At 63.0% G+C, this 21,364-nt stretch carries 22 protein-coding genes and 1 riboswitch; of the genes, 7 read left to right on the top strand and 15 right to left on the bottom strand.

What is annotated here, in order from left to right; translation table 11 throughout:
* Positions 1 to 46: 46 nt before the first annotated feature.
* The 3 genes from rnhA to ispH are packed head-to-tail and all read right to left on the bottom strand — an operon-like array spanning position 47 to position 2,429.
* A complete protein-coding gene (gene rnhA, locus AAC071_RS09730) occupies positions 47 to 499 on the bottom strand; it encodes a ribonuclease HI (RefSeq protein ID WP_339832076.1) in 453 nt (150 codons plus the stop codon).
* The gene (locus AAC071_RS09725) at positions 496 to 1,461 is read right to left on the bottom strand and encodes a homoserine kinase (RefSeq protein WP_339832075.1); all 966 of its coding nucleotides are present in this window, start codon (positions 1,459 to 1,461) and stop codon (positions 496 to 498) included. The genes rnhA and AAC071_RS09725 overlap by 4 nt, the downstream gene beginning before the upstream one ends.
* An 11-nt stretch (positions 1,462 to 1,472) precedes the next feature.
* The gene (gene ispH / locus AAC071_RS09720) at positions 1,473 to 2,429 is read right to left on the bottom strand and encodes a 4-hydroxy-3-methylbut-2-enyl diphosphate reductase (protein WP_339832074.1); all 957 of its coding nucleotides are present in this window, start codon (positions 2,427 to 2,429) and stop codon (positions 1,473 to 1,475) included.
* 258 nt (positions 2,430 to 2,687) lie between these two features.
* Here ispH and AAC071_RS09715 point away from each other — a divergent pair, with 258 nt between their 5' ends.
* From AAC071_RS09715 to AAC071_RS09690, 6 genes are all read left to right on the top strand, one after another.
* Positions 2,688 to 3,296, top strand: coding sequence for a hypothetical protein (locus AAC071_RS09715; RefSeq protein WP_339832072.1), 609 nt, complete (start codon positions 2,688 to 2,690; stop codon positions 3,294 to 3,296).
* A 111-nt stretch (positions 3,297 to 3,407) separates the two neighbouring features.
* A riboswitch (glycine riboswitch) is annotated at positions 3,408 to 3,505 on the top strand.
* A gap of 187 nt (positions 3,506 to 3,692) precedes the next feature.
* Positions 3,693 to 4,829, top strand: a complete 1,137-nt coding sequence (gcvT, locus tag AAC071_RS09710) for a glycine cleavage system aminomethyltransferase GcvT (protein WP_339832071.1) — start codon at positions 3,693 to 3,695, stop codon at positions 4,827 to 4,829.
* A gap of 33 nt (positions 4,830 to 4,862) precedes the next feature.
* A complete protein-coding gene (gene gcvH, locus AAC071_RS09705; RefSeq protein WP_339832069.1) occupies positions 4,863 to 5,240 on the top strand; it encodes a glycine cleavage system protein GcvH in 378 nt (125 codons plus the stop codon).
* A gap of 60 nt (positions 5,241 to 5,300) precedes the next feature.
* Complete coding sequence (gene gcvPA, locus AAC071_RS09700) at positions 5,301 to 6,644, top strand: aminomethyl-transferring glycine dehydrogenase subunit GcvPA (protein ID WP_339832068.1); 1,344 nt, start codon at positions 5,301 to 5,303, stop codon at positions 6,642 to 6,644.
* 8 nt (positions 6,645 to 6,652) lie between these two features.
* Positions 6,653 to 8,221: an aminomethyl-transferring glycine dehydrogenase subunit GcvPB gene (gene gcvPB / locus AAC071_RS09695; RefSeq protein ID WP_339832169.1), complete on the top strand. Its 1,569-nt coding sequence runs from the start codon at positions 6,653 to 6,655 to the stop codon at positions 8,219 to 8,221.
* A gap of 1 nt (position 8,222) precedes the next feature.
* The gene (locus AAC071_RS09690) at positions 8,223 to 8,813 is read left to right on the top strand and encodes a nucleotidyltransferase family protein (protein ID WP_339832067.1); all 591 of its coding nucleotides are present in this window, start codon (positions 8,223 to 8,225) and stop codon (positions 8,811 to 8,813) included.
* On the opposite strand, the gene AAC071_RS09685 is transcribed toward AAC071_RS09690, so the two are convergent.
* The 9 genes from AAC071_RS09685 to AAC071_RS09645 all read right to left on the bottom strand — a co-directional run bounded on the left by AAC071_RS09685 (position 8,789) and on the right by AAC071_RS09645 (position 17,352).
* Positions 8,789 to 9,571, bottom strand: coding sequence for a dienelactone hydrolase family protein (locus AAC071_RS09685; RefSeq protein ID WP_339832066.1), 783 nt, complete (start codon positions 9,569 to 9,571; stop codon positions 8,789 to 8,791). The two genes, AAC071_RS09690 and AAC071_RS09685, sit on opposite strands and share 25 nt — an antisense overlap.
* A gap of 109 nt (positions 9,572 to 9,680) precedes the next feature.
* Positions 9,681 to 10,166: an ATP F0F1 synthase subunit B gene (locus tag AAC071_RS09680; protein WP_339832064.1), complete on the bottom strand. Its 486-nt coding sequence runs from the start codon at positions 10,164 to 10,166 to the stop codon at positions 9,681 to 9,683.
* Positions 10,167 to 10,183: 17 nt separating this feature from the next.
* On the bottom strand, positions 10,184 to 10,663 hold the full coding sequence (locus AAC071_RS09675) for a F0F1 ATP synthase subunit B' (RefSeq protein ID WP_339832063.1): 480 nt from the start codon (positions 10,661 to 10,663) through the stop codon (positions 10,184 to 10,186).
* A gap of 73 nt (positions 10,664 to 10,736) precedes the next feature.
* A complete protein-coding gene (locus AAC071_RS09670) occupies positions 10,737 to 10,964 on the bottom strand; it encodes a F0F1 ATP synthase subunit C (RefSeq protein WP_293206658.1) in 228 nt (75 codons plus the stop codon).
* An 88-nt stretch (positions 10,965 to 11,052) separates the two neighbouring features.
* Complete coding sequence (locus AAC071_RS09665) at positions 11,053 to 11,775, bottom strand: F0F1 ATP synthase subunit A (protein ID WP_339832168.1); 723 nt, start codon at positions 11,773 to 11,775, stop codon at positions 11,053 to 11,055.
* Positions 11,776 to 11,853: 78 nt separating this feature from the next.
* A complete protein-coding gene (locus AAC071_RS09660) occupies positions 11,854 to 12,072 on the bottom strand; it encodes an AtpZ/AtpI family protein (protein WP_339832062.1) in 219 nt (72 codons plus the stop codon).
* Positions 12,073 to 12,475: 403 nt separating this feature from the next.
* Entirely contained in the window at positions 12,476 to 15,937 is a 3,462-nt protein-coding gene (gene smc, locus AAC071_RS09655; RefSeq protein WP_339832061.1) for a chromosome segregation protein SMC, read from the bottom strand.
* Between the two features lie 54 nt (positions 15,938 to 15,991).
* On the bottom strand, positions 15,992 to 16,717 hold the full coding sequence (locus tag AAC071_RS09650; RefSeq protein ID WP_339832060.1) for a DsbA family protein: 726 nt from the start codon (positions 16,715 to 16,717) through the stop codon (positions 15,992 to 15,994).
* A gap of 104 nt (positions 16,718 to 16,821) precedes the next feature.
* Positions 16,822 to 17,352 carry a DciA family protein gene (locus AAC071_RS09645; RefSeq protein WP_339832059.1) on the bottom strand — a complete coding sequence of 177 codons (531 nt, stop codon included), beginning with the start codon at positions 17,350 to 17,352 and terminating at the stop codon, positions 16,822 to 16,824.
* Between the two features lie 72 nt (positions 17,353 to 17,424).
* Here AAC071_RS09645 and mutY point away from each other — a divergent pair, with 72 nt between their 5' ends.
* Positions 17,425 to 18,561: an A/G-specific adenine glycosylase gene (mutY, locus tag AAC071_RS09640; RefSeq protein WP_339832058.1), complete on the top strand. Its 1,137-nt coding sequence runs from the start codon at positions 17,425 to 17,427 to the stop codon at positions 18,559 to 18,561.
* Positions 18,562 to 18,773: 212 nt separating this feature from the next.
* Here mutY and AAC071_RS09635 read toward each other — a convergent pair whose 3' ends face one another.
* From AAC071_RS09635 to AAC071_RS09625, 3 genes are all read right to left on the bottom strand, one after another.
* Positions 18,774 to 19,934 carry a site-specific DNA-methyltransferase gene (locus tag AAC071_RS09635; RefSeq protein WP_339832056.1) on the bottom strand — a complete coding sequence of 387 codons (1,161 nt, stop codon included), beginning with the start codon at positions 19,932 to 19,934 and terminating at the stop codon, positions 18,774 to 18,776.
* A gap of 83 nt (positions 19,935 to 20,017) precedes the next feature.
* Complete coding sequence (locus AAC071_RS09630; RefSeq protein ID WP_339832054.1) at positions 20,018 to 20,650, bottom strand: ribonuclease HII; 633 nt, start codon at positions 20,648 to 20,650, stop codon at positions 20,018 to 20,020.
* Positions 20,651 to 20,683: 33 nt separating this feature from the next.
* Positions 20,684 to 21,292: a GxxExxY protein gene (locus AAC071_RS09625; protein WP_339832053.1), complete on the bottom strand. Its 609-nt coding sequence runs from the start codon at positions 21,290 to 21,292 to the stop codon at positions 20,684 to 20,686.
* Between the last annotated feature and the right edge of the window lie 72 nt (positions 21,293 to 21,364).

The raw sequence follows: 21,364 nt of genomic DNA, 5'->3' as shown, positions 1-21,364 counted from the left end.
CACTGAATGATCGAAACTGAAAGGGCCCCGGAAACGGGGCCCTTTTTCATTTGGATGTCGGAAGATAGGGGGCCATCCCCTGCCGCGCCAGCGCGTCGGCGCGGTCGTTTTCCGGATGATCGGAGTGCCCTTTGACCCAGTGCCAGCTCACCTCATGGGTTTCGAGGGCGGTCTCCAGCCGCTTCCAGAGTTCGGCATTCTTGACCGGTTGCTTTGCGGCATTTCTCCAGCCGTTCTTTTTCCAGTTGTGAATCCACTTGGTGATGCCGTCCTTCACATAGGTGCTGTCGGTGTGGATGCGCACATGTGTGCCGTGCTTGAGCGCTTCAAGTGCCATGATGGCAGCCATCAGTTCCATGCGATTGTTGGTGGTGGCAGGCTCGCCGCCTGAAAGTTCCTTCTCGTGACCGTTCCAGATCATCAGGGCGCCCCAGCCGCCCGGTCCCGGATTGCCGGAACAGGCGCCATCCGTATAGATCTCGACCGTCTCGCGAGTCATACATCGAGCCCATAGCTGCGTGGCGACGAGATGCCGCGGTGGAAGCGAAGGCGGAGCAGATACTCGTTCGGATTCTTGGGCTTTACGAAGGCCCCCGGCAGATGATTGATCCAGTCGTAGAGACGCGTAAGCAGAAAACGCATCGCCGCGCCGCGCGCCAGCAGAGGTAGCGCCGAAAGTTCATTCGCCTCAAGTGGGCGTACCTGTGCATAGGCCTGCAGCAGGGCGCGCGCCTTGGTGATGTTGAACGCACCATCGTTTTCAAAGCACCATGCATTGAGGCAGATGGCAAGATCGTAGGCGAAGGCATCGTTGCAGGCGAAATAGAAGTCGATCAGGCCCGACAGACGGTCACCGATGAAAAACACATTGTCGGGAAAGAGATCGGCATGAATGACGCCGGACGGAAGATCACGTGGCCATTCATGGCCGAGCACGCCCAGCTCGCGATCGAGCTCCTGAGCCAGGCCAGCGCCGAGTCTGTCGATACCGTCGCGGCAGGAATCGAAAAGCGGCCCCCAGCCGTCGATATTGAGTGCGTTGGGTCTTCTCAAGGCGAAATCGCGTCCGGCGAGATGCATGCCGGCAAGTGCACGTCCAACCTCGACACAGTGGCGCGGTTGCGGCCGCCGCACATGCACACCCTCGAGAAAGCTGACGATAACGGCCGGCCGTCCGGACAGTTCGCCCAGCATTGTGCCCTGGCGGTTGCGGATGGGAGTGGGGCAATTGATGCCGTGATCCGCCAGATGGTTCATCAGTCCGAGAAAGAACGGGAGGTCCGCCTCGGCGACACGTTTCTCATAGAGCGTCAGGAAATACGTGCCTTTGTCCGTATGCAGCATGTAGTTGGAGTTTTCGACACCTTCGGCGATACCCTTGTAGGACAACAGGGAGCCGATGTCGTATGCGGCAAGGAACTCTTCAAGCTCCTCGTCGGGTACTTCCGTGTAGACGGCCATGGATCCCCCGCTCAGACCGCGAGCGCGCGCGGCAGCTTGAACTGTACCGATTCGCGTCGCACGGGAATATCCTCGACCGTCAGATCGAAGCGGGAGCGAAAGGCTTCAATGACCTCTTCGACCAGCACCTCCGGGGCACTTGCACCCGCTGTCAGGCCGACAATGCCCGGCTTTCCTAGCGCCTTCCAGTCTATGTCGCTCGCGCGTTGAACCAGTGCTGCATAGGCACATCCCGACCGCTCGGCGACCTCGACCAGCCGCATCGAGTTCGACGAGTTGGGTGCGCCGATTACCAGCATGGCATCGGTGCGCGGCGCAATCGCCTTGACCGCCTCCTGCCGATTGGTTGTGGCGTAGCAAATGTCTTCCTTGTGCGGCCCTGCTATTTCTGGAAAGCGTTGGCGTAATACGGAAACGATCTCGGCTGTGTCGTCGACCGACAGCGTGGTCTGGGTGATAAAGGCAAGTTTGGCAGGGTCCGCCGGCTGGTGGGTCTCGGCGTCGGCGACCGTTTCGATCAGTCGGACGGCACCCTCGGGAAGCTGTCCCATTGTCCCGATGACTTCGGGATGGCCGGCATGGCCGATCAGCAGGATTTCAAGGCCACGCTCATGCAGTCGTTCTGCCTCGACATGGACCTTCGAAACCAGCGGACAGGTGGCATCGAGATAGATGAGTTCCCGCGCCTGCGCCTCTGCGGGAACCGATTTCGGTACGCCATGCGCTGAAAAAATGACCTTGGCGCCGGGCGGCACCTCGTCCAGTTCCTCGACAAAGATGGCGCCCTTGCGCTCGAGGCTCTCGACCACAAAACGGTTATGGACGATCTCATGCCGCACATAGACGGGCGCACCGAACTTTTCGATCGCTATTTCGACGATCTGGATCGCGCGGTCGACGCCGGCACAGAACCCTCGCGGGCTTGCCAGCAGCAGCGTCAATCGCGGTTTTGCCAGTGCATCGCTCATAGCGTGTTCGGGAACCTTGCCGGCCGGGTCCGGCCTGTGCCGTCTTGTGACTTCGGGGCCACTCCGATAGAGTTTCCATGCCGACGGAAACGGCCCGGATATCTTGCCTAACCTTATGAAATGCAAGGCTTTCGAGGTCACCCACTGCCGGTAATAGAGGGGTCCCGCCGGGGAAAGTCAAGAATACCGCCGATCGGCTGTCAGCCGGTCGCGCGCCCGCCAACGCAACAGACAACACAACAGATCGAGTGACACCAGATGCCGTTTTCGACTGCGCTCCGACGCCTGCCGCGCCTGACCGGACTCCATCGCCATGCTGGCATTGCGCTGGTCGCGTCGCTTGCGCTTGGCGGCTGTTCTTCGCTCAATCCGTTCGGCGGCGGCGAAAGGGAAGGGGGCACGACGCAACTGCCCTGTCCCCAGGTGGGCGTGTTGAACGAGACCGATCATGTGACGGTGCTGCGGGGTTCGGGGACGGATCTGACCGATATTGTGGCGCGCGCCGAGATCGGCCGGGTGGTCTCCAAGTGCATGTACAACACCGACGACGCCACCATCACTGTCGACCTCGCCTTTGATGGCGTGGCCGAGCTTGGACCGGCCGCAACGACCCGCGACCTGACATTCAATGTATTCGTCGCCGTGATGCGGCGTTTCGACACGCTGGACAAGAAGCAGATATATCAGATTCCGGTAAATTTTCCGGCCGGGCAGCGTCAGGCGCGTTTTGTCAAAACCGTCGAGGGAACGATCCTGCCCTATGGCGGCGCGGCTGACGGACGCATTTATCAGGTCCTGGTCGGATTTCAGCTCTCGGCAGAGCAACTGGCCTACAATCGCAGCGCCGCCTACACACCCATTCGCTGAAACGGGCTCAAGGCCCGCGAATCGCCGTTTTCGGCCGTTTTTGACGGGTTTCGGCGGCCGCGCGATTGACTCTCGTCGGGCGCCCCATATGATCGGCCCCACTCAACTCAGATGAACTCTGCGGGAGAGATCGGAGCGCGCACTAGGCTCCGGCGCCGAAGGAGCAACCGCCCCGGAAACTCTCAGGCACAAGGGACCGCAGGGGGATGAATCTCTGGAAAGCAGGCCGGCGGCCGATTTGCCGGGCTCACCGAAGGGCGTAAGCGGAACGGCATTGATCGCCACCGCGAAATCTCTCAGGTACCGCGACAGAGTGGGGCGCTACAGGCGAAGAAATTTGCCGATGTAGCGACCCATTTGATTCGCTGTCGTCCAAGGAACGAGCCTGGAAGCCTGATGTCGGAACCTGCCGTTGCCCCGGACCATCTCGAGATAACGCCGCTTCATGCGCTCCATGTCGAACGGGGCGCGAAAATGGTGCCTTTCGCCGGATATGACATGCCGGTCCAATACGCTGACGGCGTGCTGGCCGAGCATCTGCACACGCGAGAGGCGGCGGGATTGTTCGATGTGTCGCATATGGGGCAGGCTTGGCTCACCGGACCCGACCATGAAACGGTCGCCCGCGCGATCGAAGCGCTCACGCCGGGCGACATCCTCAACCTTGCGCCCGGCGCGATACGCTACACGCTGCTGCTGAACGACAAGGGAGGTATCCGCGACGACCTTATGGTGACCCGGACCCTGATGGACGGCCGCCTGTTTCTGATCGTCAACGCGGCCTGCAAGGCAGCCGATTTCGCACACATAGAGGCCCACCTCCCGGCGGGTGTCGTTCTCCAGCGGATCGAGGACCGCGCACTGATCGCTCTGCAGGGCCCCAGGGCGGCCGACGTCTTTGCGCGGTTCGCCCCGGACGCCGCGGCACAGGAATTCATGACCGCCCGCGACATGCAGGTCGCGGGCATCTCCTGCATGGTCAGCCGCTCCGGCTATACCGGTGAGGACGGGTATGAGATTTCGGTGCCGGAAGCCGACGCGGTGACCTTGGCGAGGGCATTGCTGGCCGAACCGGAAGTCCGGCCGATCGGGCTCGGCGCGCGCGACTCGTTGCGTCTGGAAGCAGGCCTCTGTCTCTATGGGCATGACATCGACGAAACGACGACGCCGATCGAGGCCGCGCTGACCTGGACGATCGCGAAGCGCCGCCGCGAGGAAGCGAATTTTCCGGGCGCGAAGATCATTCTTGCACAGATTGCGAAGGGTGCGCCGCGCAAGCGCGTCGGACTGCTGCCCGATGGCAAGGCTCCCGCGCGAGAGGGAACGGAAATATTTGCCCGCGGCAGCAAGATCGGCGTGGTGACAAGCGGTGGCTACGGGCCGAGCGTCGGTGGCCCCATTGCGATGGGCTATGTCGCGGCGGATTCGGCAAAGACGGGAACCGCCGTCGAATTGATGGTGCGCGGCAAGGGGCGTGCCGCGCATGTTGCGGCCATGCCGTTCGTCGAAAAGCGTTTTTATCGGGGCAACTAAGAGTGCCTTCAGCAAGGGGTCAGAGGATTTCAGATGAGCGACATTCGTTTTACCGATCAGCATGAATGGGTTCGCATCGATGGCGACATCGCGACCATCGGCATCACCGACTATGCGCAGGAACAGCTGGGCGACGTCGTCTATGTGGAACTGCCTGAAGTGGGAAAGACCATCGAGGCGGGCGATGAAGCGGCCGTGGTGGAAAGCGTCAAGGCAGCCAGCGAGGTTTACACGCCGGTGAGCGGAGAGGTGATCGATGTCAACAGCGACATCGAGGCGACCCCTGCGGGCGTTAACGAGGATGCCATGGGGGATGGCTGGTTCGTGAAACTCCGTATGTCGGATCCCTCCGAACTGGAGAAACTGATGGACGAGACTGCCTACAAGGAATTCGTCGAAGGCCTGCACTGATCCGGCGCGACGCGCCGCGACGTGTCGTCACGCACAATCCACGAAAAGGACCTTGCGATCATGCGTTATCTGCCCCTGACCGAAGCCGACCGTCATGAAATGCTGGGCGTCATCGGTGCGAAAAGCGTCGATGAGCTGTTCCGTGACGTGCCGGAACGCGCACGCTTGGGCGGCCTGGTCGATCTGCCGCGCAGGCAGGGCGAGATGGAAGTCGAGCGCGCACTGTCGGGAATGGCGTCGAAGAACGTTGCGGCCGGTTCGGTCCCGTTCTTTGTCGGGGCAGGGGCCTATCGTCACCATGTGCCGGCCGCCGTCGACCATCTGATTCAGCGGTCGGAATTTCTGACGTCCTACACGCCGTATCAGCCCGAGATCACGCAAGGCACGCTGCAGTATCTTTTCGAGTTCCAGACCCAGGTGGCGATGATCACAGGCATGGATGTCGCCAATGCCTCGATGTATGACGGATCGACCGGCTGCGGCGAGGCGGTGCTGATGGCGCATCGCGTGACAAAGCGCAAGAAGGCGGTCCTCTCGGGCACCTTGCATCCGCAATATGCAGAGGTCGTGAAAAATATTTCGGATTTCGCCGACTATGAGCTCGAGGTCATGCCGCCGGCACTTCCCGGTAACTCGGAAGACATCGCTGCTCATATTGCCGACGACACAAGCTGTGTCGTTGTCCAGACCCCGGGTTTCTTCGGCGAACTGGTTGATCTGCGCCCGATCGCCGAAGCGGCCCATGCCAGGGGAGCGCTGCTGATCGCCGTCGTGCCCGAAATCGTATCGCTGGGCGCGGTAACGCCACCTGGCGACATGGGCGCCGACATTGTGGTCGGCGAGGGTCAATCGATCGGCAACGGTCTCAATTTTGGCGGCCCCTATGTCGGTCTGTTCGCAACACGGCAGAAATTCGTGCGTCAGATGCCGGGCCGCCTCTGCGGCGAGACGGTCGATGCCGACGGCAGGCGCGGTTTCGTCCTGACATTGTCGACCCGCGAACAGCACATTCGCCGCGAGAAGGCGACTTCCAATATCTGCACCAATTCGGGCCTTTGCTGTCTCGCCTTCACCATCCACATGTCGTTGCTGGGGGAGGAAGGATACAAACGTCTGGCGCGGATCAATCACGCGGCCGCTGTCAATCTTGCCGAACGTCTGGCAAGGGTGCCGGGCGTCGAGATTCTCAATCAGGCATTCTTCAATGAGTTCACCATGCGTTTGCCGCGATCTGCAGCGGAAGTCGTCGATGCGCTGGCCGACAAGGGCATTCTGGGTGGCGTGCCCGCATCGCGGTTGCTGCCGGGCGCCGGTCTTGACGATCTGCTGATCGTCGCATCGACCGAAATCAATACCGATACCGACCGCGCTGCCTATGCCGCAGCGCTTGAGGAGGTTCTGTAATGTCCGGAATGAACAAGCAGGGACGACCGACTTCCATTGGCAGCATCGGCGTGGCGTCGCGCGAAACCTTCACAGGCAACCGCGCCCTGCAACTCGAGGAGGCGCTGCTCTTCGAACTCGACAATCCGGGTGCCTGCGGCGTCGACCTAGATGAGCCGGAACCCTTTGCGTCGCGTCTCGGGAATTTCGAGCGCCAGGGGAGGGTCGGCCTGCCGAGTGTGTCGGAGCCTGAAATTGTCCGCCATTACGTGCGTCTGTCGTCCAAGAACTATTCGATCGATGCAGGGCTCTATCCGCTCGGTTCCTGCACGATGAAGCACAATCCGCGTCTCAACGAGAAAATGGCACGGTTGCCGGGCATCGGCGACATTCATCCGCTGCAGCCCGTCAAGACGGTCCAGGGTGCGCTGGAACTGATGGACACACTGGCCCATTGGTTGAAGGAACTGACCGGCATGCCGGGCGTGGCGCTCTCGCCCAAGGCCGGTGCGCATGGCGAGCTTTGCGGCATGATGGCCATTCGTGCGGCCTTGATTGCGCGCGGCGAGGATGAAGTGCGCAGCCGGGTGCTGGTGCCGGAATCGGCCCATGGAACGAACCCCGCGACCGCCGCATTGCTGGGATACAAGGTCGAATCCATTCCGGTGACCAAGGATGGTCGCGTCGATCTCGCCGCTTTCAAGGGAAAGCTGGGTCCCGATGTTGCCGCCATCATGCTGACGAACCCCAATACATGCGGGCTTTTCGAGCGCGACATCATTGAAATCGCCGATGCGGTGCATGAGGCCGGCGCCTATTTCTACTGTGACGGTGCGAACTTCAACGCCATCGTCGGCCGGGTCCGGCCGGGTGACCTCGGCGTCGACGCCATGCATATCAACCTGCACAAGACCTTCTCGACGCCTCATGGCGGTGGCGGCCCGGGTGCCGGTCCGGTGGTTTTCTCCGAAGCCCTCGCGGCCTTTGCGCCGCGGCCCTATGTGGTACATGGCGCAGACGGTTTCCGACTGGTCGAAACCGACGAGGATGCGAAGGCAGACGGCATGACGCCTTTCGGGCGCATGACGGCCTTCCACGGGCAGATGGGCATGTTTGTCCGGGCCCTTGCCTACATGATGAGCCACGGGTCGGATGGTTTGTTGCAGGTCGCTGAAGACGCCGTGCTGAACGCCAACTATGTGCTGGCGTCGCTGAAGAACGATCTGTCGGCACCATTCGAGGGGCCGTGCATGCATGAGGCGCTGTTCGACGACCGCTTCCTGAAGGGAACCGGTGTAGAGACGCTCGACTTTGCCAAGGCGATGATCGATGAAGGTTATCATCCGATGACCATGTATTTCCCGCTCGTGGTACATGGGGCATTGCTGATCGAACCGACCGAAACCGAATCGAAGCAGGCGGTCGATCTTTTCATCGCAACGCTGAGGGATCTTGCCCGCGCCGCGAAGTCGAACGACAAGGAGCGCTTCACCGGCGCGCCTTATCTGTCGCCCCGCCGCCGCCTCGACGAGACGGCCGCGGCCCGCAGCCCGGTGCTACGTTGGGTGCCGCCGGCACCGAAGCAGGCTGCCGAATAGCATGGACGAGGCCCGGTTTCTTTCGCTCGCGCTAGCGAATGAAACCAACCGCACGATCCTCGACCGGCTGCCCGATTTGAACCTGCCCGACGCATGGCTTGTGTCGGGCAGTCTCTTTCAGGCGGCATGGAACGGCCTGACGGGTCGCACGCCTGACTACGGCATCAAGGACTACGACATCTTCTATTTCGATCCTGACACGAGCTGGGAAGCGGAAGATCGCGCCATCGCGCGGGCGCGCGCCCTATTTGCGCAGTTCGGCATTGAGGTTGAACTGCGCAACCAGGCGCGGGTACACCTCTGGTATCCGCAAAAATTCGGCATGCCCTATCCGCCGCTGACCTGCGCGACCGACGGCATCGACCGATTTCTGGCACCGGCCTGCATGGTCGGCGTGCAGACGGCGGAAGGCGGCTGGCGGACCTATGCACCGTTCGGCTTCGACGACATTGCGAAGATGACGGTCCGCCCCAATCCGGTCGCCAATTTCAATGCCGTCCGTCTCGCCGAAAAGGCGGCGCGCTGGAAGGAGAAGTGGCCCGAGTTGACACTCGTAGGCCTCGATGGTCAGGCGGCGAGCAGCCGCTCCTGAAAGAAGGCGATCACGCGCTTGGCCGCCTCCTTGGTCGGCTCGCCATCGCGGTCGATCAGGTCGACGGTCAGCACCGAATGCGGCTTCGGAGCCGGTGAGTCGGGATTGGCGTGCCTGTCGTCGATCTCGATGCCCTCGAACGCGTCGCCGAGCTCGCGGCGCAAGCTCTCGAACTTTTCCGGCGGACACATGAAATCGCCCTTGAAGCGCAGGCCCAGCACCTTGGCGCCTTTCGCACAACGATCCTTGATGCAGACGAGTTCTTCCGGCGAGAGATGCAGCGCCGCCTTGCGCGCCGCGCCGGCAGGGAAGGGCATCGAGGGCTGTGACAGCACTGGCGCCAGCATCGCCGGTTCCATCATCATCGACAGCGCAAAATTGCCCGAGAAGCACATGCCGACCGCGCCGACGCCCTTGCCGCCCGCTTCCTCATGCGCATGCCGCGCCAGCGCCCGCAGCCAGACGGTGATGGGGCTCGACCGGTTGGACGCAAGGATGTGGAACTCGCGGCGCACGCAGAGCTTCGCGATTGAGGAGATCACATAGCCGTTTGTGAGCGGCTTGCCGGCCACGCCCAGCAGTTCGGGCATGTTGACGCGAAATCCCGCATCGGCCACCCAGTCGGCAAAGCGGATGACTTCCGGCGTGATGCCCGGAATCTCGTGAATGACGATGACGGCGGGTCCATGCCCCCGGACATAGACTGATCGCTCGGTGCCTTCATGTTCAAAGCTGGTCTGTGTGTAGGCGGTGAGCATGGCCTGTTCCTCCCCGATGGCAGGCCCATTGAACGTGCGGTGAGCCCGGGAGGCAAACAAAAACCCCGCCCGGCTCTCGCGGGGCGGGGGCTTCGGAAACGATGTTGGCTCAGTGCAGCTTGGAGGCGAGATCGGCGATCGAGCGTTCGACCAGTTTCTCATCCTCGGCAGCCGTTACCTTGTCGGCAATGACGTTTCGGGCCGCGCCGATGGCGACTTCGGCAGCCGTTGCACGGACTTCGCTGAGCGCCTGCGATTCGGCCTGTGCGATCTTGTCTTCGGCGAGCTTGGTACGCCGCTCGACCTGCAGCTCCATGTTGGCGCGAATTTCCTTGGCGAGGTTCTCGGCCTCGACCTTCGCCTGGGCAACGATATCCTCTGCTTCTTTCATGGCGTCGCGCTGCTTGCGCTGATAGGAGGCTAGGAGTTGCTGGGCTTCTTCCCGAAGTCGGCGGGCCTCGTCGAGTTCCGCCGCAATGTCGGCAGCGCGCTTGTCGAGCAGACCGACGATCATGCCCGGAACCTTGAAATAGACAAGCAGCCCGATGAACATCAGGAAGGAAATCAGCACCCAGAAATCAGGAGACGCGAACATGGGCTTCGATCCTTCTCTTACTTGAGTTCGCTGTCGACGGCGCGTTCGGTCGCTGCGCGGTCGGTATTGCCCAGAAGTTCGGTCACCACGGCATCGGCAACCTCGATCGCAACGGCACGTACATTGCCAAGGGCCTTTTCCTTGGTCGCGGCGATCTGCTTTTCGGCGGCGGCGATCTTTTCGGCGAGGCGCGCCTCGATCGATTGCCGCTGGCGTTCGGTTTCCTCATGCAGCCGGTCCCGTGTCGCCTGCGCGATTTCATGCGCGTTGGCACGAGCGTCTGCCAGGGCCTTTTCATAGGCCGCAATCGCGTCGTCCGTCTGCAGTTTGAACTGCTCGGCCTGATCGAGGTCGTCGGCGATCCGGTCGCGGCGTTCTTCGAGAACGGTCGCAATACGCGGCAACGCCACACGCGCCATCATCAGATAGAGGAATCCGAAGGTGATGACGAGCCAGACCAGCTGCGGCACAAAGGTTTCGAATGCTAATTGCGGCATGCCGCTTCTCCCGAAAGCGATTGCCGGCGCCGCCTCATTGTGCGGCGCCGGAACACTTGAGCGTCTGCGTCGATCAGAACGCGAAGAGGATCAGGAACGCGACGGCGAGGCCGAACAGACCCGTCGCTTCGGCAAGCGCGAAGCCGAGCAGTGCGTTGCCGAACTGGCCCTGTGCCGCGGCGGGGTTGCGCAGGGCGCCCGCCAGGTAGTTGCCGAAAATCGTGCCGATGCCGACGCCGGCGCCGGCAAGAGCGATACAGGCGATACCCGCACCGATGAGCTTTGCAGCTTCTGCTTCCATGGTCTTCAGTCTCCGTTGTCGTAAGGGGTGCGGGTCGCGCCCCGTTGCGGTTGATTGATGGGGTTTTCGCCCCGTTTGGGCCGGCGCCTCAGTGCATATGCAAGGCGTCGTTGAGATAGATGCAGGTCAGGATCGCGAACACATAGGCCTGCAGTGCGGCAACCAGCACTTCGAGGCCGGTGAGCCCGACCATGAAGACCAGCGGCACGATGCCAGGGGCAACACCGAACGCACCAAGCGCGATCACGAAGCCCGCAAACACCTTCAGCACGGTATGTCCCGCCATCATGTTGGCAAAAAGACGAACCGACAGGCTGATCGGGCGCGTCAGATAGGAGACGACCTCGATCGGCACCACCAGCGGCAGCAGATAGACTGGTACGCCGTGCGGTACGAAGAATTTGAGATAGCCGAGGCCGTGCACCGCGAAGCCGAGGATCGTCACGCCGATGAAGATGAAGAAGGCCAGCGCAAAGGTGACGATGATGTGGCTGGTCACGGTGAAGGAATAGGGGACCATGCCCAGAAGGTTGCAGGCCAGGATGAACATGAAGAGCGAGAACACGAGGGGAAAGAACCGCAATCCTGCCGTTCCCACGTTGTCGCGCAGCATGTTGGCGATGAATTCGTAGGACAACTCGACGATCGACTGCAGCCGGCCCGGCACCATGGCGCGCCGGTTGATGCCGGTGAGCATGAGCCCTGTCACAACGGTCACGGCAAGAACCATGAAAAGCGAGGAATTGGTGAAGGACGCATCGATATTCCCGAACTGCATCGGAAAAAGCGTCTTGATCTCGAACTGATGCATCGGGTCGATGGCGAAGCCGCCGCCGCCATGTTCTGCGTTTTCTGTCGCCACGCTTGCCGCCCTTGTGTCGGATGGGCCTCAGCCCTGTTGATCGCCGCCTGCGTCCCGTTCGGCTGCCGCCGTGATCTGCCGCGCCGCCCGGTAAACATTCAAGATGCCCGCAGCAACGCCGATGAAGAAGAACACCAGCAGAAACCAGGGCCGCGTGCCCAGCCAGCTGTCGAGAACCCAGCCGATCGCCGCTCCTACGAAAACACCGGCCACCAGTTCGGTGACCAGCCGGAAAGCGATTCCCATGGCCGTGCCCCGGCTTCTGCCGGACGTGGGCTTCAGGCGGGCCTGCTGTGTCTTTCGCAGCCTTGCGCCGAAATCCGCAAGATCGGAATTGCGCCCCATGTCCGCGCCGGAAGTGTCGGGAATTTTGCCGTCCTCAGGGTCCGCCAAAACTCCGTGCTCCCCGCGAAAAAGCTCCGTCACAACTGCAGAACCCTGCCTCAAGCCGCGCGCACCCTACTTGCAGGGTCTGGTACTGTCAAGAACCGCCGATAGGCAATTAAGCTGTTGTAACAAAAGGGAAATCTGGCGCATTTCGCGACTGCGGCATTCGGCCTCGCTACGGACGTGAAACGAGTCTCCCGCACAGACGAAAAAGGCCTCCTGAAAGGAGGCCTTTCCCTTGCGGAAATCGGGTCCGGTACGATCAGGATGCTTCGCGTATTTTCTCGGCGACATCGAGATCGACTGACACCAGGGTCGAGACGCCGCGCTCCTGCATGGTGACTCCGAACAGCCGGTTCATGCGCGCCATGGTGAGTGCGTGATGGGTGATGATCAGGAACCGCGTGTCGGTCGTCCGTGTCATCTCGTCCATCAGGTCGCAGAACCGCTCGACATTGGCATCGTCCAGCGGTGCGTCCACTTCGTCCAGCACGCAGATCGGCGACGGGTTGGTCAGGAACACGGCGAAAATCAGCGACATCGCTGTCAATGCCTGCTCGCCACCCGACAGCAGCGACATGACCTGCAGCCGCTTGCCCGGCGGGCGCGCGAAGATCTCAAGACCGGCTTCCAGCGGATCGTCTGATTCGGTCAGCTTCAGATGCGCTTCGCCGCCACCGAAAAGATGCGTGAAGAGACGTGAGAAATTGGCGTTGACCTTCTCGAAGGCTTCGAGCATTCGTTCGCGGCCTTCGCGATTGAGGCTGCCGATTCCCTGCCGGAGCTTGGCGATCGCGCTGACGAGATCTTCGCGTTCGCCGGTCATCGTTTCGAGCTGTTCTGTCAGTTCGCGCGCTTCTTCCTCGGCGCGCAGATTGACGCCGCCGAGGCTTTCGCGTTCGCGCTTCAGGCGCTCGAGCTTGGCATCGATCTGTTCGAGGTCCGGCAAGACTGCGCCCTCGGCGAGATTGGCCTGTGCTAGAGCTTCTTCAGGCGCGCACTCCAGCACCTCCCGCACACGCTCTTCAGCCTCGCGCCGCCGCTCCCGCGCACCGTCGACCAGGCCGTCAATGCGGGCGCGCTCCTCGCGTGTCTCGCCGAGATGGGATTGCACGTCCCGGGCGTGCTTGGTCGTTTCGGACAGCAACTTCTCGGCATTTGCCAGCGCGTCGGCGGCCTCTCCGCGCGCCGTCTCGGCTTCGCCGATATGGCTCATCAGCGCATGTCGTTTTTCCTCGATCTGCGCCGGCACATTCTCGAGCGTCTTCAGCTCGGCCTCGGCCTCGATGCGGCGTGCTTCCAGCGTCTCGATCTGCTGGCCGGCATTGCCCGCCCGCGACTGCCACGCGGCGCTCTCCTCGGCAATGACGCCGAGACGGCGCATCCGCGCTTCGGCCTCGCGCCGAAGTCCTTCGTGCTGCGCGCGGGCTTCCGACAGTTCGAGCCGCAGCGACGCGACGAGATCACGCAGTGCGCTGGCGCGCTGGCGCAGTTCCTCGTCGGGCTTCAGGTTCTGGAGTGCGATCTCCGCCTCTTCAAGGGCGCGATATGCTTCGACGCGATCGCCCGTCAGGCGTTCCTCGGACTCACTCAACGAGGCCAGGCGCGACAATTGTGCCGAGGCGGCGCGCTCGGCTGCCGTCAGCGTTTCGCGGATATGATTATGCGTGGCTTGCGCCTCGCGCAGCGCCTGGCGTTGCTGCTGTTCGCGCATCGCCGCCTCTTCTGCGGCCACATGCGCCGCATCGAACGCTGCCCGCACAATCCTTGCGTTTTCGCGCGCAGAAGCAAGCTCGGCTTCGAGATCGGCAAGGCGGTTACGCTGTTCGAGCCGGCGCGCCGACGCGGTCGGTGCATCGGCCGCCGCCGTGTAGCCGTCCCAGCGCCAGAGCGCACCATCGCGTGTCACCAGACGCTGACCAGGCTTCAGTAGCGTCTGCAGACGCTTGCCGTCTTCGGACGAGACGACGATGCCAATCTGCGACAGGCGGCGCGAAAGAGCGGCCGGGCCTTGCACGAAATAGGCAAGCGGCGTCGCGCCGTCGGGCAGTTCCGGCGCGGTTTCGAAGGGTGGCAGCGCATCCCAATGGATGGGCGCCGCCTGATCGCCGGGTACCGCAAGGTCGTCACCCATTGCCGCGCCGAGTGCCGTTTCGTAGCCATGTTCGACGGTCACCGCGTCGATCATCGGCGGCCAGAGGTCGCTTTCGCCGACCGACAGCAGCTCGGTCAGTGTCTTCGCCTCGGCGGTCAGGTCGCCGGCTGTGCGTTCGGCGACCTGAAGCGGTTCGCGCGCGGCCTTTTCGGCATCCTGCGCGATACGCCGCGCTTCCTCGGCTTCGAGAGCCATGCGCTCGGCTTCTTCCACCCGAAGCGCCGACGCATCGAGCTCGGCCGATTGCAGTGCAATCTGTGCCTTCTTTTCCTCGGCATCGGCCAGCGTTTCGCGCTCGCGGACGATCTCGGCGAGCTGGCGCTCCAGCTTCTCGATGCGCTGACGGCCTGTGTCGATTGTCCGCACAAGGCTGTTGCGTTCGGCCGAGAGGCGCGCAATCTCCTGATTGAGCTGATCGAGTTCCTGTTCATGCGTCTCGAGGCGACCGCGCGTTTCCTCGACCCGGGTTGCGGCTTCACTCTGGGCTTCGGTCTGTCCTTCATCCGCCGCGCGCAGGGTGGCGGCTTCTTCGTCGAGCCGCGCAATCGCCGCGCGCGTATCCTCGATCAGATCGCGCTCGCGTGCCAGATCCTGCGCAATCTGCTGCAGCCGCGCCGTCAGACGCTCGGCCTGTTCGCGGGCGCGGGACTCCTCGGCATCGAGGCTGTCGCGCTCGACGGTCAGGCGGTGCAGCCGCGCGGCGGCGACGGCCTCGGCCTCGCGCAGCGGGGGCAGGGCCTCGGCGGCCTGCGCTTCCATGGTGGAAGCCGCCGCCGCCTCGCGCGTCAGTTCGGTCACGCGAATATCGGTTGCGGCCAGCCGCTCTTCCTCATGCGCCAGCAATTCGACGGCATGGGTCCATTTGAGATGCAGCAGGATTGCCTCGGTCTCGCGCACCTGGCCCGAAAGATTGCGGTAGCGTACGGCCTGCCGCGCCTGCCGCTTGAGGCTGGCCAGCTGCGATTCAAGCTGCGCCACCACGTCGTCGAGACGGGTGAGGTTGGTTTCGGCGGCCTTCAGCCGAAGTTCCGCCTCATGCCGGCGCGTATAGAGGCCGGTAATGCCGGCCGCCTCTTCGAGAATGCGGCGGCGATTGATCGGCTTCGATGAAATCAGCTGTGCGATCTGGCCCTGTCGCACCAGCGCCGGCGAATGCGCGCCGGTCGATGCGTCGGCGAACAGCAGTTGCACATCGCGGGCGCGGACCTCGCGGCCATTGACGCGATAGGTCGAGCCCTGGTCGCGCTCGATGCGGCGCGAGACCTCGATGACATCGCTGTCGTTATAGGCGGGCGGCGCCGTCCGGTCGCCATTGTCGATGTAGAGAACGACCTCGGCGTGGTTGCGCGCGGGCCGGCCCGCGGTGCCGGCGAAAATCACGTCTTCCATGCCCGAACCGCGCATGTTCTTGAACGAATTCTCGCCCATCACCCAGCGCATCGCTTCGAGCAGGTTTGACTTGCCGCAGCCATTCGGCCCGACCACGCCGGTCAGGCCCGGCTCGATGATGAGGTCGGTCGGATCGACGAAGGATTTGAAACCCGAAAGGCGAAGGCGATTGAATTTCACGTTGTCACTCGATCTCTGGCGTTGTCGCGTTCTTCAAAAAAGCAGGTCTGACAGCTATTCTTCGGCCGGCGTCGACGGTCCGGCCGGCGGCGCGGCCGAGGTGATGTCCTGGCCCGCCAATGCCTTCTGGATCAGCGGTTCGAACTCGCTCCAGGGCAGCGCGCCTTCGACCTTTTCGCCGTTGATGAAGAAGGTCGGCGTGGAACGAACGTTGAATGTCTTGGCGCCGCGCAGCGCCACTTCCTTCACATGATCGAAGATCTTCTGATCCTTCATGCAGGCATCGAAACTCTCGTCGGAAAAACCGCCCTGTCGCGCCAGCGTTTTCAGATCTTCCATCGGCGTCTGCGTGAAGGCCCAGTTCTGCTGCTGACGGAACAGCACGCCGACAAAACCGAAATAGCGCTCCGGCCCCGCGCAATGCGACAGCATGAAGGCGGCGGTTGCGATCGGATCGAAGGGGAAGTCGCGCAGGATGTAATAGACCTTCCCGGTTTCGATGTAGTGCTCCTTCAGGAGCGGCATCGTGTTGACCTCGAAGCTGGCGCAATGCGCGCAAGTCAGCGAGGCGTAGTCGATGACGGTGACCGGCGCATCGGGATCGCCCATCGTCATGTCGCCAAGCGGACCCGGCACCATCAGTTCCCGTTCGAAGGCCGAGCGGTCGACGGACCCGCCCGCGCCATTGCCGTTCGAGGTGCCGAAGAGAAAATAACCGCCAATTGCCAGCACGAGGATAAGTGCGGCGCCGCCGGCCAGAAGGGCTCTATTTTGATTCACGATGACTGGTTCCCACTAGATGTTGAGGCATTATGGCCGCGAGGGCACAGGCCCTCAACCAATCCTTTTTGTTGCCTCGGCACGAGAATCGCGACTCGGATGTCTCAGCGGACGGGGCCCGCGCCGACCACCCGCTCGCCGAGCTTTCTCAGCGCCTCTTTCAGCGCCGGTTCCTCAATCTTTTCAAGCTCTTGCGCAAGCGCCGCGCGCTCGCTTCCGCTCAGCGGCCGCAGCCGCCGCAGACGCGGCCGGCGCTTGGCGGGCAGCGGGCCCTGCACCAGCTTCAGACGCGCAACGGCGCTGTGGCCGTAATAGGCGTTGATGCGCTCAATGATCTGCGGCTCGAGATGCCGGATCTCGACGGCGACGGGACCGTCGACACGCACCACCAGCGTCGCGCCGCCGCGCCGGCCGCGCCCGGCGTCGTCACCGGAAGCCCTTGGAAATACGAGCTTTTCAGGCGACGAATATTCGGCAAGCTGGGCCCCTGCAATCTCCGGCCAATGCGCCAGCACATGCGCTTCCGAGAAGCCGCGTTTGGCAAAGGCGGCGCGCGCGACCGCACCGACCCGCGCGCCGACAGGCGCAGGATTGTAGCGCCGCGAGGCGACGCGATGACCGAGGATGCCGTTCATGCGCGCATTGTGACTCGAAATCGCCGCGCGCGCGAATTGACGGGCAGGGCCATTCCGCGCGATGACTGAGGCATGACGCGAACCGTGAAAAAAGCCCCGAAAACAAGGGAAAAATCAGCCGCCTCGCGCAAGTTGCTGGCCTGGTACGATGCCCATGCGCGGGTGCTGCCCTGGCGTGCGCGCAAGGGTGAGCGCGCCGATCCCTACCGCGTCTGGCTGTCGGAAATCATGCTGCAGCAGACGACGGTGGCAACCGTCGGGCCTTATTTTACGGGCTTTCTGCAGCGCTGGCCGACGGTCGAGGCGCTGGCGGCAGCGCCGCAGGAAGAGGTGATGAAGGCCTGGGCGGGGCTCGGCTACTATGCCCGCGCGCGCAACATGCATGCCTGCGCCCGCACCATATCCTCCGAATACGGAGGAAAATTTCCCGAGGAAACAGAAGGGCTTGAGCGGCTCCCCGGCATCGGCCCCTACACGGCCGCCGCGATCGCTGCCATCGCCTTCGGCCGGCGCGCGACAGTCGTCGACGGCAATGTCGAACGCGTGGTGGCGCGCCTCTTCGACATCGAAACGCCGCTGCCGAAAGCCAAGCCCGAGATCCGCGAATGCGCCGACACGCTGACACCGCAGAAGCGCGCCGGCGACTTCGCGCAAGCGATGATGGACCTCGGCGCGACCCTCTGCACGCCGCGGGCCCCGGCCTGTAATCGCTGTCCGATCAATGACTTGTGCGATGCGCGGGTGCGCGGGACGGAAGGTTTGCGGCCCGGCCGGGCAGCGAAAAAACCGAAGCCGAAGCGGACCGGCGCCTGCTTCTGGCTGACCCGCAACGGCCATGTCTGGCTGCGCCGCCGGCCCGAAAAGGGGCTGCTCGGCGGCATGATGGAGGCACCGGGCACCGACTGGGTACCCCCCCTCTGTCACGGAACTGTCACAAAACTGTCACAAAAGGATCTGGCCGCACTTTATCCCTGGGCGCCGGTCGCGGCCGACTGGCGACTTATCCCCGGTTTTGTCACCCACAGCTTCACCCATTTCGATCTCGAACTGGTCGTGCTGGCCGCCGCGACGCGAAAAAAACTTGTCCCCGGGGGCGACGGGCGCTGGGTGCCGCTCGCGGAACTCCATGCCGAGGCGCTGCCGACCGTGATGCGCAAGGTCGCGATGCATGCGATGCCGGAAACGGGGGCGCTCTTCGCGAAACGGTGAAATTATTCAGTGTACATCTCTTCCCACCCTCCCCTCGGGGAGGGTCAAACGGCTGAAAGCCGTTTGGGGCGGGGGTGGGCAGGAGACCGGAAACGGCGCGCCGCGACGAGCCGCCGTGCCCCCGCCCCGAAATTTCCTTCGCTCCGCTCGTAAATTTCGACCCTCCCCTTGGGGAGGGTGGGGTAATTCAGAACGCTCCGCCCAAGGAGCAATCACCCCTCGCCCATCTCGGCGCGCACCTTCTGCCGCAATATGTCGATGGGCTTCAGCTTGCCGTCGGTCTTGAAGTGCCAGAAGGTCCAGCCGTTGCAGGCATCGAGGCCCTGCACATGGGCGCCGATCTTGTGGATCGAGCCCGAGGCGTCGCGGCAGACGATCGAGCCGTCGGCACGGACGCGCGCGGCGTGGCGGCGGCCGGGATCGGTGAGCACGGCGCCGGGTTCGAGCAATCCGCGTTCGACGATGGTGCCGAAGGGCACGCGGACTTCCGCCTTCTTCGATGTCGTGACCTTGAGGTCGTCGGGGGCGCCGGTCTTGATCAGGCGCAGCCGTTCGCGCGCGACCTTGATGTAGCGTGCCTCGCGTTCGATGCCGATGAAGTTGCGGCCGAGCTTCTTGGCGACGGCGCCGGTGGTGCCGGTGCCGAAAAAGGGATCGAGCACGGTGTCGCCGGCATTGGTGGTCGCCAGCAGCACCCGGTGCAGCAGCGATTCCGGCTTCTGCGTCGGATGCGCCTTGCCGCCATCGCCATCCTTCAGGCGTTCGCCGCCGGTGCAGAGCGGCAAGAGCCAGTCGGAGCGCATCTGCAGATCGTCGTTGAGCGCCTTCATCGCGTCGTAGTTGAAGGTGTATTTCTTCTGCTCCGCATCGCGCGTCGCCCAGATCAGCGTCTCATGCGCATTGGTGAAGCGCGTGCCGCGGAAATTGGGCATCGGGTTCGACTTGCGCCAGACGACGTCGTTCATGATCCAGAAGCCGAGATCCTGCATCGTCGCGCCGACGCGGAAGATGTTGTGATAGGAGCCGATGACCCAGATCGCGCCGGTGTCCTTCAACACGCGCCGCGCCGCCGTCATCCAGTTGCGCGTGAATTCGTCATAGACCTGGAAGCTGGCGAACTTGTCCCAGTCGTCATTGACGGCGTCGACCCTGGACTGGTCGGGCCGCGTCAACTCGCCGCCGAGCTGCAGATTGTAGGGCGGGTCGGCGAAGACGAGATCGACTGACTTTGCCGGAAGCGCATTCATCGCCTCGATGCAATCGCCCTGAATGATGGTTTCGGCCGGATTGCCGGCCTTGCTGTTGACGCGCCCCACTGAACGACCCCTGTTACTGACTTTGGCTTCCGGTTCCCGTGCCGGATTGGGGGGCATGATGAGTCGGCGCGGAATCGCGGTCAATAATCTTTTTGAATCAAGAGGTTAACGGATTCGCGGCACACAAGATCGAGTCCCCCTCAGGCGGCCGGACTCAACATCTTGCGTATCGGCGCGAAGGAGCGGCGATGCGCCGGCGAGGGTCCGAGGCGCGAAAGCGCGTCGCGGTGCATGGCGGTGCCATAGCCCTTGTGGCGCTCGAAGCCATAGCCGGGGTGGTTGGCGGCAAGCTGGCACATGATCCGGTCACGGACGGTCTTGGCCACGATCGAGGCGGCGGCGACCGAAAGCGACAGCGCATCGCCCTTGACGATGGCCCGCGCCGGGCAGGAAAGATCGGGCAGGCGGTTGCCGTCGATCAGGGCGAAGGCGGGCGCGGCATCGAGCGCGGCGACGGCGCGCGACATGGCGAGCATGGTTGCCTGCAGGATGTTGAGGTGGTCGATCTCGGCGACGCTGGCCTCGCCGAGGCCGATCCGCGCCGATGCCTGGAGGCTGGCGTAGAGCGCCTCGCGGCGCGCCGCGTCGAGCTTCTTCGAATCGTTCAGCCCGGGCGGAATGTTGCCGGGATCGAGAATGACGGCCGCCGCAATCACCGGCCCCGCCCAGGGCCCGCGCCCGGCCTCGTCGACGCCGCAGACAAGCCGCAAGGGCGCACCTGCCTCGCGCTCGAAGCGGAAATCGGGAAGCGGCTGTTTCGGCGGGCGCGGCATGGCGCGCAGTGTGCCGCCAAACCAGCGGCAAAGCTAGACCGCCCTCCGGTTCACGCGGAGCCGCGATGCGGCGGATGGCGAGAGATCGTTGACGATCCGGCGCACGCCCTCTTTCAATGTAGGGGCGCCGAAATTGACCAAGAGTCCTACCGGAAGATCGAGAAGTCGTAGATAGGTCAGGACTTGCTTTGTATGAACCGGTGACAAATTCTCGACGGACTTGATCTCAACCACGACACATGCATCGACAAGCAAATCGATCCGGAAGCCGTCGGTGAAACGCATACCATCATATTCAAACGATACGGCTTTCTGCCGCTCCACGGACAGACCGCGACGACAAAGGTCCTTTTCGAGCACCGCCTCATAGACAGATTCCAGCAGACCGGGACCAAGACCTTTGTGCAGCTTGTAGGCTGCGTCGACGATCTCGCCGGTCACCTCATCAAGCTCTCGGATCCGGGTTGTCATCTCTTTCACATCTGAATCTGTGGCCGAGGTCGTTTTTGGCACGCGGAGACGCGGAGGCGCGGAGAAGAGGAAGTAGGTAGAAAACATCCATATGTGGATTGTCATGGCCGGATATTGATGGCGGCTGCGCCGCCGAAGGCGCAACAATTGAACTTGTCTCGACGCCAGCATGGCGAACGAAAGCCTTCGTAACTTCTATATTTCTTCTCCGCGCCTCCGCGTCTCCGCGTGAAAAAACCTTTC

Source organism: uncultured Parvibaculum sp., assembly GCF_963975745.1.
In the GTDB taxonomy this organism is placed as follows: domain Bacteria; phylum Pseudomonadota; class Alphaproteobacteria; order Parvibaculales; family Parvibaculaceae; genus Parvibaculum.
The sequence above is the reverse complement of the archived record's forward strand: the minus strand, read 5'-3'. Positions and strand labels throughout refer to the sequence as shown.

Excerpts from the sequence above, each read along its gene's own strand:
- rnhA (WP_339832076.1), bottom strand. The coding sequence starts at position 499 with ATGACTCGCGAGACGGTCGAGATCTATACGGATGGCGCCTGTTCCGGC.
- AAC071_RS09725 (WP_339832075.1), bottom strand. The coding sequence starts at position 1,461 with ATGGCCGTCTACACGGAAGTACCCGACGAGGAGCTTGAAGAGTTCCTT.
- ispH (WP_339832074.1), bottom strand. The coding sequence starts at position 2,429 with ATGAGCGATGCACTGGCAAAACCGCGATTGACGCTGCTGCTGGCAAGC.
- AAC071_RS09715 (WP_339832072.1), top strand. The coding sequence starts at position 2,688 with ATGCCGTTTTCGACTGCGCTCCGACGCCTGCCGCGCCTGACCGGACTC.
- gcvT (WP_339832071.1), top strand. The coding sequence starts at position 3,693 with ATGTCGGAACCTGCCGTTGCCCCGGACCATCTCGAGATAACGCCGCTT.
- gcvH (WP_339832069.1), top strand. The coding sequence starts at position 4,863 with ATGAGCGACATTCGTTTTACCGATCAGCATGAATGGGTTCGCATCGAT.
- gcvPA (WP_339832068.1), top strand. The coding sequence starts at position 5,301 with ATGCGTTATCTGCCCCTGACCGAAGCCGACCGTCATGAAATGCTGGGC.
- gcvPB (WP_339832169.1), top strand. The coding sequence starts at position 6,653 with ATGAACAAGCAGGGACGACCGACTTCCATTGGCAGCATCGGCGTGGCG.
- AAC071_RS09690 (WP_339832067.1), top strand. The coding sequence starts at position 8,223 with ATGGACGAGGCCCGGTTTCTTTCGCTCGCGCTAGCGAATGAAACCAAC.
- AAC071_RS09685 (WP_339832066.1), bottom strand. The coding sequence starts at position 9,571 with ATGCTCACCGCCTACACACAGACCAGCTTTGAACATGAAGGCACCGAG.
- AAC071_RS09680 (WP_339832064.1), bottom strand. The coding sequence starts at position 10,166 with ATGTTCGCGTCTCCTGATTTCTGGGTGCTGATTTCCTTCCTGATGTTC.
- AAC071_RS09675 (WP_339832063.1), bottom strand. The coding sequence starts at position 10,663 with ATGCCGCAATTAGCATTCGAAACCTTTGTGCCGCAGCTGGTCTGGCTC.
- AAC071_RS09670 (WP_293206658.1), bottom strand. The coding sequence starts at position 10,964 with ATGGAAGCAGAAGCTGCAAAGCTCATCGGTGCGGGTATCGCCTGTATC.
- AAC071_RS09665 (WP_339832168.1), bottom strand. The coding sequence starts at position 11,775 with ATGCATCAGTTCGAGATCAAGACGCTTTTTCCGATGCAGTTCGGGAAT.
- AAC071_RS09660 (WP_339832062.1), bottom strand. The coding sequence starts at position 12,072 with ATGGGAATCGCTTTCCGGCTGGTCACCGAACTGGTGGCCGGTGTTTTC.
- AAC071_RS09645 (WP_339832059.1), bottom strand. The coding sequence starts at position 17,352 with ATGAACGGCATCCTCGGTCATCGCGTCGCCTCGCGGCGCTACAATCCT.
- mutY (WP_339832058.1), top strand. The coding sequence starts at position 17,425 with ATGACGCGAACCGTGAAAAAAGCCCCGAAAACAAGGGAAAAATCAGCC.
- AAC071_RS09635 (WP_339832056.1), bottom strand. The coding sequence starts at position 19,934 with ATGCCCCCCAATCCGGCACGGGAACCGGAAGCCAAAGTCAGTAACAGG.
- AAC071_RS09630 (WP_339832054.1), bottom strand. The coding sequence starts at position 20,650 with ATGCCGCGCCCGCCGAAACAGCCGCTTCCCGATTTCCGCTTCGAGCGC.
- AAC071_RS09625 (WP_339832053.1), bottom strand. The coding sequence starts at position 21,292 with ATGCTGGCGTCGAGACAAGTTCAATTGTTGCGCCTTCGGCGGCGCAGC.